Annotated in this window: 15 protein-coding genes; 8 read left to right on the top strand and 7 right to left on the bottom strand. The window is 66.3% G+C overall.

What is annotated here, in order from left to right:
- The first annotated feature begins 100 nt into the window (after positions 1-100).
- The 4 genes from LHU95_RS15485 to LHU95_RS15470 all read left to right on the top strand — a co-directional run bounded on the left by LHU95_RS15485 (position 101) and on the right by LHU95_RS15470 (position 5682).
- Positions 101-1657, top strand: coding sequence for an ABC transporter substrate-binding protein (locus tag LHU95_RS15485; RefSeq protein WP_248707860.1), 1557 nt, complete (start codon positions 101-103; stop codon positions 1655-1657).
- Between the two features lie 4 nt (positions 1658-1661).
- Positions 1662-2621: an ABC transporter permease gene (locus tag LHU95_RS15480; protein WP_248707859.1), complete on the top strand. Its 960-nt coding sequence runs from the start codon at positions 1662-1664 to the stop codon at positions 2619-2621.
- On the top strand, positions 2618-3391 hold the full coding sequence (locus LHU95_RS15475) for an ABC transporter permease (RefSeq protein WP_248707858.1): 774 nt from the start codon (positions 2618-2620) through the stop codon (positions 3389-3391). The genes LHU95_RS15480 and LHU95_RS15475 overlap by 4 nt, the downstream gene beginning before the upstream one ends.
- A gap of 185 nt (positions 3392-3576) precedes the next feature.
- Complete coding sequence (locus tag LHU95_RS15470) at positions 3577-5682, top strand: alkyl sulfatase dimerization domain-containing protein (protein WP_248707857.1); 2106 nt, start codon at positions 3577-3579, stop codon at positions 5680-5682.
- Here LHU95_RS15470 and LHU95_RS15465 read toward each other — a convergent pair.
- From LHU95_RS15465 to LHU95_RS15445, 5 genes are read right to left on the bottom strand one after another with little or no spacing between them, the layout of a single operon-like run.
- On the bottom strand, positions 5646-5855 hold the full coding sequence (locus LHU95_RS15465) for a sulfur transferase domain-containing protein (RefSeq protein WP_248707856.1): 210 nt from the start codon (positions 5853-5855) through the stop codon (positions 5646-5648). The two genes, LHU95_RS15470 and LHU95_RS15465, sit on opposite strands and share 37 nt — an antisense overlap.
- Before the next feature lie 10 nt (positions 5856-5865).
- On the bottom strand, positions 5866-6759 hold the full coding sequence (locus tag LHU95_RS15460; RefSeq protein ID WP_248707855.1) for an MBL fold metallo-hydrolase: 894 nt from the start codon (positions 6757-6759) through the stop codon (positions 5866-5868).
- Between the two features lie 31 nt (positions 6760-6790).
- Positions 6791-7216 carry a DUF6691 family protein gene (locus LHU95_RS15455; RefSeq protein ID WP_248707854.1) on the bottom strand — a complete coding sequence of 142 codons (426 nt, stop codon included), beginning with the start codon at positions 7214-7216 and terminating at the stop codon, positions 6791-6793.
- An 8-nt stretch (positions 7217-7224) separates the two neighbouring features.
- Positions 7225-7653 carry a YeeE/YedE thiosulfate transporter family protein gene (locus LHU95_RS15450; protein WP_248707853.1) on the bottom strand — a complete coding sequence of 143 codons (429 nt, stop codon included), beginning with the start codon at positions 7651-7653 and terminating at the stop codon, positions 7225-7227.
- A gap of 1 nt (position 7654) precedes the next feature.
- The gene (locus LHU95_RS15445) at positions 7655-7873 is read right to left on the bottom strand and encodes a DUF2892 domain-containing protein (protein WP_248707852.1); all 219 of its coding nucleotides are present in this window, start codon (positions 7871-7873) and stop codon (positions 7655-7657) included.
- A 61-nt stretch (positions 7874-7934) separates the two neighbouring features.
- Between LHU95_RS15445 and LHU95_RS15440 the strand changes: the two genes are divergently transcribed.
- A complete protein-coding gene (locus LHU95_RS15440; protein WP_248707851.1) occupies positions 7935-8270 on the top strand; it encodes a metalloregulator ArsR/SmtB family transcription factor in 336 nt (111 codons plus the stop codon).
- Here the strand turns inward: LHU95_RS15440 and LHU95_RS15435 are convergent.
- The gene (locus tag LHU95_RS15435; protein ID WP_248707850.1) at positions 8237-8716 is read right to left on the bottom strand and encodes an Rrf2 family transcriptional regulator; all 480 of its coding nucleotides are present in this window, start codon (positions 8714-8716) and stop codon (positions 8237-8239) included. The two genes, LHU95_RS15440 and LHU95_RS15435, sit on opposite strands and share 34 nt — an antisense overlap.
- A gap of 527 nt (positions 8717-9243) precedes the next feature.
- On the bottom strand, positions 9244-9681 hold the full coding sequence (locus LHU95_RS15430; protein WP_248707849.1) for a Spy/CpxP family protein refolding chaperone: 438 nt from the start codon (positions 9679-9681) through the stop codon (positions 9244-9246).
- A gap of 287 nt (positions 9682-9968) precedes the next feature.
- Here LHU95_RS15430 and LHU95_RS15425 point away from each other — a divergent pair, with 287 nt between their 5' ends.
- The 3 genes from LHU95_RS15425 (at position 9969) to LHU95_RS15415 (ending at position 12819) form a co-directional block, all read left to right on the top strand.
- A complete protein-coding gene (locus tag LHU95_RS15425; protein ID WP_248707848.1) occupies positions 9969-10691 on the top strand; it encodes a response regulator in 723 nt (240 codons plus the stop codon).
- Positions 10688-12118 carry an ATP-binding protein gene (locus LHU95_RS15420; RefSeq protein WP_248707847.1) on the top strand — a complete coding sequence of 477 codons (1431 nt, stop codon included), beginning with the start codon at positions 10688-10690 and terminating at the stop codon, positions 12116-12118. The genes LHU95_RS15425 and LHU95_RS15420 overlap by 4 nt, the downstream gene beginning before the upstream one ends.
- Positions 12119-12246: 128 nt before the next feature.
- On the top strand, positions 12247-12819 hold the full coding sequence (locus LHU95_RS15415) for a hypothetical protein (RefSeq protein WP_248707846.1): 573 nt from the start codon (positions 12247-12249) through the stop codon (positions 12817-12819).
- Positions 12820-12842: the final 23 nt, after the last annotated feature.

Raw genomic sequence — 12842 nt, 5'->3', positions numbered from 1 at the left:
AACTGCGCAGCTCCGGCATCCCGGCTTTCGAGTGTGACGATTATTGGCAATCCGCTTAACGGTAGCTAACCTGTCTCTCCCCTCGCCGGAGTGCCGCGCCGTGTTGCCTCGCCGATTTTGCCTGATCCTGGCGGCCGCGCTGGCATTGTCCACGCCGCTGGCCGCGCAGCATTCGGGTGGGACGGCGGTGATCGCTGTCGCGGGCGATCCAGGCCACCTCAACCCGGCGATTTCCACTGCCGGCCCCCTGCACGCCATCGCTGGTTCGCTGTTCAACGGGCTGGTCGCGCTGGATGAGGCTGGGCATCCGGAGCCAGATCTGGCGGCCTCCTGGGATGTGGCGCCGGATGGGCTCGTCGTCACCTTCCGGCTGCGCCCGGGCGTCCATTGGCATGATGGGCAACCCTTCACCTCCGCCGACGTGAAGGCCAGCTTTGAGCAAATGCTGCTGCGCTTCCACGCGCGTGCCCGCGCCGGCCTGGCACCCGCCCTGGCCGGGATCGAGGCGCCGGACCCGCTGACCGTGGTGTTCCGCCTGAACCGCCCGCATCCGGCGCTGCTGCGGCAACTGGACGTGACCGAGGCGCCCATCCTGCCCGCGCATCTTTTCGCCGGCACCGACCCCACCACCAACCCCGTCAATCTGCGGCCCATCGGCACTGGCCCCTTCCGCTTCGAGAGTTACCGGCGCGATGATCAGGTGGTGCTCGCCCGCAACCCTGCCTACTTCAAGAGCGCTTTGCCGCGCCTCGATCGTCTGGTGTTCCGCATCATTCCCGATGCCAATACCCAGGTGAATGCTCTGCTGGCGGGCGAGGTGGACATGCTGGCCCGCATCTCCGCCCCTGATGCCGCGCGGTTGCGCGGGCGCGGCGTGACCTTGACCGAGACGCGCGCAGCGGCCGGTGGATCCAACTGCGTGATGACCCTCTCCTTCAATCTGGACCGCCCCACCCCCGGCAACATCGCGCTGCGCGAGGCCATGGCGCTCGGTCTGGACCGGCAGCGCATTTTGGAACTGGTGGGTTTTGGCCAGGGCCGGGTGGCGGAAGCGCCGATCGCTTCGGGCATTGGTTGGGCGCATCGGCCAGGCACCCTGGCGGCCTGGCAGCTCGACCCGGTGGAGGCCAATCGCCGCCTGGATGCGGCGGGGCTTGCCCGCGGGGCCGATGGCGTGCGCACCACGCTCGACATCCTGCACTTCCCTGCCTTCGCCCGCTGGTCCGAGATCATGCGGCAGCAATTGGCCCCACTCGGCATCGCGTTGCGCGTGCGCATGCCGGACCCCGCCGCCTTCGCGCAGGCGGTGTTCACGCGGCGTGACTTTGATGTGGCGCTGATTTCCTACTGCAACGGAACCGACCCCGAGATTGGCGTGCGGCGCATGGTGCATTCCTCCGCCATCGGCAACGTGCCGTTCTCCAACGCGGCCGGCTACCGCAATGCCGAGGTGGACCGGCAATTCGACATCGCCGCCTCCGTGCAGGACGAGAAACTCCGGGGCGATGCCTATCGCGCTGCGCAGGCGATCCTGGCGCGGGACCTGCCCTATTGGTGGCTGGTTGAAACCGATTTCCTCGCCGCCTGGCAGGATCGCTTCGCTGATTTCGCGCCCTGGTCGGGACAGGTGGCGGAGCGCGCCTGGCGGCGGCCCTAAGCGGTTGGCCGGCATTCTGCTGCGGCGGCTGGCCTTCGGGTTCATCGCCATCTTCGCCTCGGCCAGCCTTGCCTTCGTGCTGGCCTGGCATGCGCCCGGCGGGCCGGCGGTGGGGCTGGCCGGGGAGTATGGCGCGCCGGGCTATCTGGAGGAGGTGGCCGCCCGCTACGGTCTGGACCGGCCGGCCTTCGAGGTCTGGCTCGGCTGGATGGGGCGGCTGCTGCGGGGCGATCTCGGGCACTCCTGGCGGGAGCAGGCGTCCGTCGCGGCGCTGATCCTGGAGCGTCTGCCGCTGACCTTGAGCCTGACGCTGGCGGCGGCGGCGCTTGCGGCCCTGGCCGGGACGTTGATCGGCCTCGCCGCCTCGGCCAGCGAGCGTCGCTGGCCGGTGGCGGCGCTCTCGGCACTGCATGCCGTGCCAGGCTATGTCGTGGCGCAGGCGCTCGTTCTGGTCTTCGCGCTCGGCCTGGGTCTGCTGCCGGTGCAGGGCATCGCTGATTCACGCGCACCGGCGGCTGGCGGCCTGGCCTGGGGGCTGGAGCGGCTGCGCTATCTGGCCCTGCCGATCGTGGCGCTGACCCTGCACCAACTCTGCTTCGTGGGGCTTCTGGTTCGTGCCGGGCTGATCGCGGAGATGCGCCAGCCCTATGTCGTGGCGGCCGAGGCGCGTGGCCTGTCACGTGCGGCGGCGCGCTGGCGGCATGCGCTGCCAAATGCCTGGCTGCCGGTGGCAACGCTGACCGCCATGCGCCTGGGCAGCCTGGTGGGTGGAGCCTTGGTGATCGAGGTGGCCTTCGCATTGCCGGGCCTTGGGCGGCTGGCCGTCTCCGCGGCGATGGCGCGGGACCATCCGGTGGTGATCGGCACGGTGGTTGCGGCCTGCGGCATGGCCTGGGCCGCGAACCTCCTGGCCGATGCCGCGGCACCCTGGCTTGACCCCCGGCTGCGGCCCGCTGGCCGATGACGGCGCGCGGCGCGGCGCTGGCCCTGTTGGTGGCGATCTACGTCGCTTGCCTGATCTTGGCGCCCAGCGGGTCCCTCGCGATGCTGGAGCCGCATGTGGCTTTGCTTTCGCCGCGCCTGGCGCATCCGCTTGGCACCGATGACCTGGGGCGCGACATGCTGGCGGCATTGCTGCAAGCCGGCCGAACCTCACTCACCGTCGCGACGGTGGCGACTGGCCTGGCCCTGCTGATTGGCGTGCTGGTTGGGCTGTTGGCGGGCATCGTGCCGGGGTGGGTCGATGAGGGCCTGATGCGTGTGGGCGAGATCACGGCCAGCCTGCCGGCGCTGCTGCTGGCCGTGCTGTTGGCGGCCCTGTTCGGTGGGTCTGCCACGAATCTCGCGCTGCTGCTTGGCCTGACGCGTTGGCCGGTGATCGCGCGGATCGTGCGGATGGAAGTGCGCAGCCTGCTCGGCCGGGAATTCCTGCGCGCGGCCTGGGCGCTGGGGGCTTCACCTTTCCAGGTGGCGCGGCGCCATCTGCTGCCGCATCTGGCAGGGCCGGTCATGGCCGCTGCCGGGATCGTCTTTGGCGGCGCCGTAGTGGCCGAGGCTGCATTGGCCTTTGTCGGGCTGGGTGATCCAGCGGTGACGAGTTGGGGGCAGATGGTGGCGGCGGGCTTTGCGGTGCTCGGCCTCGGCTGGTGGATGTGGCTCTGGCCTGCGGCGATGCTTGTGACGGTCAGCGGGCTGGTAGCCGTTGCTGCCTCGGCCGGGGAAGAACTGCGCTGAGGGCATTCTGCCGCTCTTGAGTGGGGGAGGATGCGGTCTTCGCCTGGGATCCCTTCGCAATCGACTGAAGGCACGCATCCGGGATGGGGTGGGTAGCCAGCCGCTGTCTCCATTGCGCTATCGCAAGGCAGCCCGGCGCGAGGCGGCGCAGCTTGACCCCGCAGAGCAAAACCGAGGAACGCCTGATGACCAGCCGCCGAGATTTCATGCAAACCCTGCCCGTCACCGGTGCTGCCTTCGCCGTGGCAGGGAAATTGGTGCTGGACGACGCCCCGGCCCAGGCCCAGCCGGCCGCCACGCCGCTGGCAGGCCATTTCCATCCCAAGGGCAAGGCGCCATCCCGCTTCACCCAGGATGCGCTGCGCGAGGCTCGCGCCGCCTTGCCCTTCGCCGATACCCAGGATTTCGACGAAAACCGCCGCGGCCTGGTCGCGCGGATGCCTGAGCTGAAGATCATGGCCGATGCGGGGCATGTCGCCTGGGATATGGAGCGCTTCCAGTTCCTCGACCGGCAGGATGAATTCGACAGCATACACCCCTCGCTGCACCGCATCTCAAAGCTCAACAACAATTACGGCCTCTATGAGGTGATGCCCGGCATCTACCAGGTGCGTGGCTTCGATCTGGCGCAGATCACCTTCGTGCGCGGCCGCACCGGCTGGATCGTCTTCGACGTGCTGGTCACGGGTGAGGTTGCGCGCGCCGCCTGGCGCCTGTTCCAGCAGCACAAGGGCGAGGGGCTGCCGATAACGGCCGTGGTGTATTCACACAACCATGCCGACCATTGGGGCGGCATTCGCGGCATTGTAAGCGAGGCCGATGTGCGGTCCGGCAAGGTGCAGATCATCGCCCCGCGCGATTTTCTGCGCCACACGGTCGAGGAGAATGTCTACGCCGGCAATGCGATGAACCGCCGGCTGTTCTTCCAGTATGGGCTGCTACTGCCGGCAGCGCCGCATGGTTATGTGGGGCAGGGGCTTGGCCAAGGTGTTTCCTCCGGCGCGGTTGGGCTGATTGCGCCCACGCGCATCGTCGAGGATGCCATCGAGGCGTTCGAGGTGGATGGCATTCCCATGGTCTTCCAGAATACCCCTGGCACCGAGGCGCCCGCCGAGATGAACACCTGGATTCCGGGCATGAAGGCGCTGTGGATGGCGGAGAATGTCATCGCATCCCTGCATAACATCTACACGCTGCGCGGTGCCCCGGTGCGCGACCCGCTGCGGTGGTCGAAATACATCGCCGAGGCGCTGCATCGCTTCGGCCTGGAGGCGGAGGTGATGTTCGCCTCCCACCACTGGCCGCGCTGGGGCAACCAGCGCATCCAGGAGGTGTTGCGGGCGCAGCGCGACCTCTACGCCAACATGAACAACCAGGTGCTGCACCTGGCCAATCAGGGCGTGACGATCAACCAGGTGCACAATGTCTATGAGGTGCCAAAGACGCTGCAACAGAAGTGGTATTGCCGCGGCTACCACGGCTCGCCAGAGCATAATTCGCGGGGCGTCATCCAGCGCTTCCTGGGCTTCTGGGACTGCAACCCCGCCACGCTCATCCCGCTTTCACCAAGTGAGAGCGCGCCGCTCTATGTCGAGATGATGGGTGGGGCGGCGCCCATCCTGGCACGGGGCAGGCAGCTGCATGATGCGGGGCAATACAAGCTTTCCACGGAGATCCTGAACAAGCTGGTGCAGGCCGAGCCGCAGAACCAGGCGGCGAAGGATTTGCTGGCCGATGTCTATGAACAGCTTGGCTACCAGCAGGAAAATCCGGGGCTGCGGAACAGCTTCCTGGCCGGCGCCTATGAGCTGCGCAGCGGCATCCCGCAGGGTGAGGCGGTCAGCTCTTCCAGCCCTGACGTCATTCGCGCCATGTCCACCGAACTGTTCCTGAACTTCCTGGGCATCCGGATGGATACGAAGAAGGCCGAAGGGCTCCGCTTCACCATCAACCTCGTGACGCCCGACAATGGGGAGAAGTTCATCGTGGAAATGGAGAATGCCACGCTCACCAACATCCAGGGCTTTCAGGCGCCGAATCCGACATTGACGCTGACCATCAACCGCGTCGACCTCGAACAGGTGATGGCAGGCACCAAGACGCTGGAAGCTCAGATCGCCGAGGGCAAGGCGCGTGTGCAGGGTGATGTGACCGTCTTGGCCAAGCTGGCCGCCACGATGGTGGATTTCGACCCACGTTTTGAAATCCTGCCGGGCACCAAGGCGCGTGGCGAGGCCATCATGCATGCCGATGCCTACCAGGCTGTGCCAGGTGGTGTCATCCCGGAATAGCCCGCTGCCTGCGCCGCGGCCTCCATCTCGGCGAAGCCTCGCTGCTCCGCGCCTTCGTCACCCGGGCGATCGCACATGACGGATTTGCACCCGGCGGTGGCGATGCTGGCCATGGCGTTGGCGGTGATCTGAGCAGCGACGGAGAGTGACGCGCCAATGCGCTTCGGCTGCATGCTGTTGGTTTCACAGGGCGTTGACGGGAACTTTCAGGAAGACCTTGCCGCTTGCATCCGCAGGGGGCAGAGTGCCCCCGCGCATATTCACTTGCAGCGATGGAATGATCAGCCGCGGCATGCCGAGTGTCGCGTCACGCGCTTCACGCATTGCCACGAAGGCGTCCTCGGTGATGCCATCCTTCACATGGATATTATGCCGGGCCTCCTCGGCGACGGTGGTCTCCCACTGGATGTCGCGGCCATTCGGGCCGTAGTCGTGGCACATGAAGAGCCGGGTCTCGGGCGGAAGTTGCAGCACGCGTTGGATTGAGCGGAACAACGTCCGTGCATCACCACCCGGGAAGTCGGCACGGGCCGAACCGCCATCCGGCATGAACAGCGTGTCACCGACAAAGGCGGCATTGCCCACAATATGCGTCATGCAGGCGGGGGTATGGCCCGGGGTATGCATCGCGAAGGCCGTCATGCCGCCGATGCTGTAAGTATCGCCATCCTTGAGCAGGCGGTCGAACTGGCTGCCGTCCCGGCGGAATTCGGTGCCCTCGTTGAACACCTTGCCAAAGACTTCCTGGACGGTGGTGATCTGCTCCCCAATGCCGATCTGGCCACCGAGCTGCTGCTGGATATAGGGCGCGGCGGAGAGATGGTCCGCATGCACATGCGTCTCGATCAGCCATTCGAGCCGAAGGCCATGCGCCTTGATATGGGCGATGATCGCCTCGGCCGAGCCATGCGTGATGCGGCCGGCCGCGTAGTCGAGATCCATCACAGAATCGATAATGGCGCAGGCGGGGGAAGCGGGGTCTTTCACGACGTAGCTGATGGTGTTGGTCGGTGCGTCGAAGAAGGCCGTGACCTCGGGTTTTATGGACAGATCGACGTGTTGCGGAAGGACGTTCATGGAAGGTTTCCTCTCGGATGTGTTCATGGCGTCAGATCCGGTTGGCGAGCCATCGTGCAGCGGCCATGCCAGACAGCATTGCGACGACAAAGAATACCGCGGCGCCGCCCCCGCTCGCCAGCGCCGTGAAGGCCGGCCCAGGGCAAAAGCCGGCGAGACCCCAGCCCACGCCGAAGATGGCAGGGCCCAGCAGGATGCGTGAGTCGATCTCGGTGGCGCCCGGCAGGTGGAACGTCTCGCCAAAGATCGGTCGCGGGCGCCGCAGGACCAGCTTGAAGCCGATGAATGTGACGGCGATGGCGCCGGCCATGACGAAGGCCAGGCTCGGATCCCAGCCACCCGTCGGGATGGCGCCCAGATCCAGGAAGTTCAGCACCTTTGCCGGGTTGGACATGCCAGCGACAAGGAGGCCAAGCCCGAAGACGAGGCCAATGGCGAACTGGACGATGATGGACATGGCGGGCTTCACAGGATGTGGCGTGTGAGGAAAACGGTGATCATCGCCGTCGCCATGAAGCTGAGCGTTGCGACCAGCGAACGCATGGACAGGCGCGACAGGCCGCAGACTCCGTGGCCCGACGTGCAACCATTGCCCCAGACGGAACCAAACCCGACCAACAGCCCCGCCAGGACCAACAGGGCCGGCCCTGCCTCGATGATCGGTATGGGCGCCGTCCCGGTGGCGAGCAGCACGACAAGCGGTGCCGCGATGATGCCCAGGATGAAGGCCAGGCGGCCGGCCAATTCCCGGTCCGCGTAGGGTGGCAGCAGCCGCACAGCGATGCCGCTGACACCGGCGATGCGGCCCTGCGTGGCCATCAGCATCACCGCCGCCACGCCAATCAACGCGCCGCCGAGGAGCGATGCCACCGGCGTGAAGTCGGTGGCAGTCATGTCACGACTTGCCGATCGCGCAGGTGCGGATGCCAAACAGCAAATAGGCCGGGCAGATGCGGAACACCGCAGTTCCGAGCAGCACGGCACCGACGCCGGCGACGGCAAAGCGCCATGGGCCGAGCGATGCGAAGGCGTCAGGCACCAAGAAGGGGGCGGCGAGCAGGGCGGAGCCGAGCACGAAGCGAGCGGCGCGGTCGAATGAACCGATATTGACCATGGGGAGATCCTCCAGCGAAATGCTGCTGGCTTCATATCTGCGCAAGTTCTAATATGTCAAGATGAAAAACGCTATCACAGATAATGCTTTGATTGCTTTGGAGGAGAAGGCAGATGCGGCAGCCCGCTTGCTCGGGGCGCTGGCGAACGCCAAGCGCCTGATGGCGCTGTGCCACCTGCTGGAAGGGAAGAAATCCGTCGGGTGCCTTGCGGAGCTGGTCGGGTTGGCGCCGGCCGCCCTGTCACAGCATCTCGCCAGGATGCGGGACCTCGGCCTGGTTGCGACGCGGCGGGAGGGCCAGACGATCTTCTACAGCCTGGCCAGTCAGGAAGTGGAGGCCATCCTGGCCACGCTCTACCGTCTTTACTGCGCGCCGGCCATGGCTCCGGGCGGATGATCGGCCGGTGCTTCCGGTGTGAAGAGACGTGCCAGCAATGCATCGCGATTCAAGGCAATGTCGGCGATCGTCAGATCATCCAGAACCGAGAGAAAAGCTCGCAAGGCGCGCTGCAGACCGCGTGAGAGATGGCAGGCGCCGAGCAGCGGGCAGGTGTTCGTCTCGGCGTTGAAGCATTCCACCAGTTCCAGCGGTGCCTCTGTCCAGCGGATGATCTCGCCCACCGTGATCTGCTCGGCCGGGCGGGCCAGGCGCATGCCGCCACGGCGGCCGCGGGTCGCGTCAATATAGCCTCGGCGCGAAAGCTCGGCGGCGACCTTCACCAGATGTGCCTTGGAGATGCGATGGGCGCGGGCGACTTCGTCCACGGTCACGATCTCGGGCGATCGGAGGGCGACGAGTTGCAGCGTGCGGAGCGTGAAGTTGGAATACTGGGTCAGGCGCAAGGTGAATCCTTTGCGGAATAATCGTCATTGTGATTATTGCTTTTTGTAAGCGTGAGCAATATTCTTTATCCGTGATGACGATTTGCCGCGCTGCTATCGCCTCCCTTGGCGTGCTCACCACGGCCCAGTCGCAGCTGCAGGCCATGGCCGTTGCGCCGCGTGTACATGTGTGCCCATCGCGCCACGGTCCAAGGCGCACTGTTTGGCCCGGCCGTTGATCTTGTGCGGCGTGAGTCGCCCGGCCCTGCCGCCGCGCCCGACTGGCGCTACGCCCGCCCGGACGCTCCGCGGTATCATGCGCGCCGGCGTGCGCACCGAGGTTCGTGTGCTGTGTCTGCGCCATGCTGACCTCGCGCCGGACGCGTTGCTCAAGGACGTCGGGCCCGCCAGCTCATCCAAATGGCGCGTCGCTCGATGCAACGCGCCACTGCGGTGCTGCCCTTCCGACGATGGACCTTGGCTGGACGCCGCCCGGTAAAGCATCCTCACGGCTTGCTCAGGCAAGCTGCCCGAACAAGCCTCCGCGTTCAGCGCGCCGGCATGCTGCCCGGACCCGAGAAGGGCATGCCCATGCCGGCATGGCGCATCATGCCTGGGCCGTGCGGGGCAAGGCCCGGAAGCAGCTGCTGGGCCTTCGCCTTCTGCGCGTCGTCGAGCGCCGGCAGCAGGGCCTCTGCCGCATTGCGGATCGCGGCAAGGGCGCTGTCACGGCGCGTCTGCATGCCGGTCATCAAGGCCTGTCGATCCTGCGGCGACATGCTGTGCACCGCGCCCATATCTGCCGGGCGAGCGGTGCGCATGTTTTCGCCAGTCGCTTGCAGGGTTGCCGCATAGGCATTCCAGGCCGCCGTCTGCTCCGGCCTGATGCCGAGCTCCGCCTTCAGGGTGGCAAGGCGCGCCGTGGCATCAGCAGAATTCGGGGCCTGGCCGCCCATCATGGCATGACCCATGCCCGGGCCCATCATCCCGCGGCCCATCATGCCAGGACCAGGCTGAGCCGCGGCATAGCCACCCAGGCCGCCCAACGCGATGGCCGCACCGATGGCCAGGAACTTTGTCGTCTTGCGCATGTCTGTCTTCCTCGTTTCCGAACACGGCGCGTTCCGCCGTCCGCATCCTTCTACGGAGCAGGTGTCACGGGAATTTGTCGGTTGCGGCCTTTTATGTGCCGAGATGTGCCTGGCGCCCGTTCCGACAAACCTTGCCACACTCTTCCTGCCCCAAGCGCCCGAAGCCGGATTAGGATCAGCCGATGAACACGGGTCCGCACATTCTGATCGTTGATGACCAACGCGAAATTCGCGATCTCGTCGCCCGCGCACTGGCGCGCGAGGGCTTTCGCACCAGCAGCGCCGGCGATGGCAAGGCAATGCGTCGTGCGCTGGCGGATGCGCGGATTGACCTGGTCCTGCTCGACCTCATGCTGCCCGGCGAGGATGGGCTCTCTCTCTGCCGGGCCATCCGCGCGGAGAGCCGCGTGCCCATCATCATGCTGACCGCCAAGGGCGAAGAGGTGGACCGCGTCATCGGGCTCGAGATGGGCGCCGATGACTATATGGCCAAGCCCTTCGGCAGCAGGGAGCTCATTGCGCGCATTCGCGCGGTCCTGCGCCGCAGCGAGGCCCTCGGCCCAATGACCGAAGCGGCGCATCGGCCCAGACTGCACGCTTTCGATCGCTGGATCCTGAACACCGAGTCACGCGATCTGACGCGCGAGGATGGCGTGGTCCTTCCCTTGAGCACTGGCGAATATGACCTGCTGCTCGCGCTGGTCGAGCGCCCGCAGCGCGTGTTGAGCCGCGACCAGTTGCTGGATCTCGCGCGCGGCCGGGCGGCAGCGGGTCTTGATCGCAGCATTGATACCCAGATCAGCCGCCTGCGCCGCAAGATTGAACGCAATCCCGATGAGCCTCAGGTCATCAAGACCATCTGGGGCGGCGGCTATATGCTGGCGACGGCTGTGCACCAACTATGAGATGGCCGCTGCCACGCAGCTTGTTCGGCCAGACCGTCACGGTGTTGCTGGCCGGGCTGGTGGTGTCTCATCTGGTCGGGGCCTGGATCTATGCGGCGGATCGTGCGGAGACCGTGCGCGCGATTGGTGGCTTTGCCGCAACGCAACGCATTGCGAACCTGGCGCGCCTGATTGACGAAGCGCCCGCCGATTGGCGCAGCCGTATTGTCGCGGCGGCAAGCGATCCTGCCCTGCGCGTCAGCCTTTCACCACAGCCACCGGCCCTGGATGCGGCGGCAGCTCAGGCGGGGTCTGTGGATCGCATCATGCAGGATCTCCTGCGGCAGCAACTGCCGGCAGCGCTGGCGGCCTCCGTGCAGGTCAGTCTCTCGCTGACCGCGTCCATGCCGGTGGGGCCGGGGAGGGTTCCGGCGGGAATGATGGGCGGGCCCCTTGGCGCCGGGCCCGGCGTGCATGGGCCGATGATGGCCGGGCCATGGCTGCACGCCAGCGGTGGCTGGCAGAGGCTGCAGGTCGTCATTCGCCTGACAGATGGCAGCTGGCTTGCCTTCACAACCGGGCTGCCGCAGGGCGGGGCTGCATCCTCCTGGCGGTTTCTGATCGCCATGAGTGTGATGGCGATGATCGTGCTCCTGGTGTCCATTTGGGCCGTGCGCCGCGTGACGGCGCCGCTCGGCACGGTGGTGGGCGCCGCGGAGAGGCTTGGCCGGGATGTCAACGCGCCGCCCATCATTGAACTGGGCACCCGCGAGATGCGCCAGGTGGCCCATGCGTTCAATGACATGCAGGGGCGGCTTCAACGGCTGCTGAACAACCGGACCCGCATGCTGGCGGCGCTGTCACATGATTTGCGCACCCCGCTGACCAGGCTGCGCCTGCGGGCGGAAGGTGTGCCCAATCTCGAAGAGCGCGACCGAATGCTGGCCACCATCGGTGAGCTTGATGCGATGATCGAAGCCACCCTCAGATTTGCCCGCGGCGAGGCACCAGAAGCGCTGCGACGGACCGATATTGCGGCGCTTCTGGGGGCCGTCGTGGATGACATGGCCGATGCCGGCCATGGCGTCAGCATGCGCCCGGCTGAGCCCGTCATCCTCGAATGCCATCCGACCGCATTGCGGCGCGCGATCAGCAATCTGCTCGACAATGCCGTGAAGTATGGCGGCACTGCGCGGGCAGCGATCGAGAGCACGCCCACCTCAGTCCGAATCATCGTGGATGATGATGGGCCGGGCATCCCGGAAGCTGAAATCCAGCGCGTGTTTGAGCCATTCTACCGGCTCGAGGAATCTCGCAACTGTGACACGGGCGGCAGCGGGCTCGGCCTCGCGATCGCGCAATCCATTGTCCAGGAGCAGGGCGGTGAGGTGACACTCGCCAACCGTACCCAGGGGGGGCTGCATGCCGTCCTCTCGCTGCCGCGGTGAACCGGGCGGCGAAGCTGTGCGGTGTGCGTGGCGGCCAACCGGCCCCGATCGGCCGGGCATGATCCGGATCATATCAGGGCGCAGCCGGCAGCCCTTATACAAAGACAATCATTGAAAGCGAGGACCCTATGTCCCTGAAATCCAATCTGAGTGTTCTGCTGCTCGGCATGAGCGTGGCGGTTGGCGCTCCCCATGTCGTGAACAGCCAGCCGGCCGCCCACGGCGGTCATGGCCGGCAAGCCCAGCATGCGGCGGCCATGCCAAGGCTGCCGGGGCAGGACGCCTTCGGCGCGATCCAGGAGATCGTCCAGATCCTCCAGGCGGACCCCACGACCGATTGGTCCAAGGTCAATCTGGGCGCGCTGCGCGAGCATCTGGTGGATATGAACGAGGTCACCCTGCGGGCCGTGGCGACAGAAAGCCCGGTTGAGGGCGGCATTGCCATTGCTGTGACCGGCAGCGGCCGCACGCTGGACGGCATCCGGCGCATGATCCCCGCCCATGGGCAGGAATTGAACCGCCTGCCTGGATGGCGAGCGACCACGGAACCCCTGCCTGATGGTATGCGGCTGATCGTGACCGCCGTGGAGCCTGCACAGGTCATTCGCCTTCGGGCTCTCGGCTTCGCCGGCCTCCTCGTGAGTGGTGCGCATCATCAGCCACATCACCTGATGATGGCGCGTGGCGAGCATTTCCATTGATCCCTGCCACGCCCCTGCGGGAT

Source organism: Sediminicoccus sp. KRV36, from assembly GCF_023243115.1.
In the GTDB taxonomy this organism is placed as follows: domain Bacteria; phylum Pseudomonadota; class Alphaproteobacteria; order Acetobacterales; family Acetobacteraceae; genus Roseococcus.
The sequence above is the reverse complement of the archived record's forward strand: the minus strand, read 5'-3'. Positions and strand labels throughout refer to the sequence as shown.

Bases quoted from the DNA above. Each gene is read 5' to 3' on its own strand.
- LHU95_RS15445 (WP_248707852.1), bottom strand. From the start codon at position 7,873: ATGGTCAATATCGGTTCATTCGACCGCGCCGCTCGCTTCGTGCTCGGC.
- LHU95_RS15430 (WP_248707849.1), bottom strand. From the start codon at position 9,681: ATGATGGGCCCGGGCATGGGTCATGCCATGATGGGCGGCCAGGCCCCG.
- LHU95_RS15475 (WP_248707858.1), top strand. From the start codon at position 2,618: ATGACGGCGCGCGGCGCGGCGCTGGCCCTGTTGGTGGCGATCTACGTC.
- LHU95_RS15460 (WP_248707855.1), bottom strand. From the start codon at position 6,759: ATGAACGTCCTTCCGCAACACGTCGATCTGTCCATAAAACCCGAGGTC.
- LHU95_RS15465 (WP_248707856.1), bottom strand. From the start codon at position 5,855: ATGCAGCCGAAGCGCATTGGCGCGTCACTCTCCGTCGCTGCTCAGATC.
- LHU95_RS15470 (WP_248707857.1), top strand. From the start codon at position 3,577: ATGACCAGCCGCCGAGATTTCATGCAAACCCTGCCCGTCACCGGTGCT.
- LHU95_RS15450 (WP_248707853.1), bottom strand. From the start codon at position 7,653: ATGACTGCCACCGACTTCACGCCGGTGGCATCGCTCCTCGGCGGCGCG.
- LHU95_RS15440 (WP_248707851.1), top strand. From the start codon at position 7,935: ATGAAAAACGCTATCACAGATAATGCTTTGATTGCTTTGGAGGAGAAG.
- LHU95_RS15455 (WP_248707854.1), bottom strand. From the start codon at position 7,216: ATGTCCATCATCGTCCAGTTCGCCATTGGCCTCGTCTTCGGGCTTGGC.
- LHU95_RS15415 (WP_248707846.1), top strand. From the start codon at position 12,247: ATGTCCCTGAAATCCAATCTGAGTGTTCTGCTGCTCGGCATGAGCGTG.
- LHU95_RS15425 (WP_248707848.1), top strand. From the start codon at position 9,969: ATGAACACGGGTCCGCACATTCTGATCGTTGATGACCAACGCGAAATT.
- LHU95_RS15420 (WP_248707847.1), top strand. From the start codon at position 10,688: ATGAGATGGCCGCTGCCACGCAGCTTGTTCGGCCAGACCGTCACGGTG.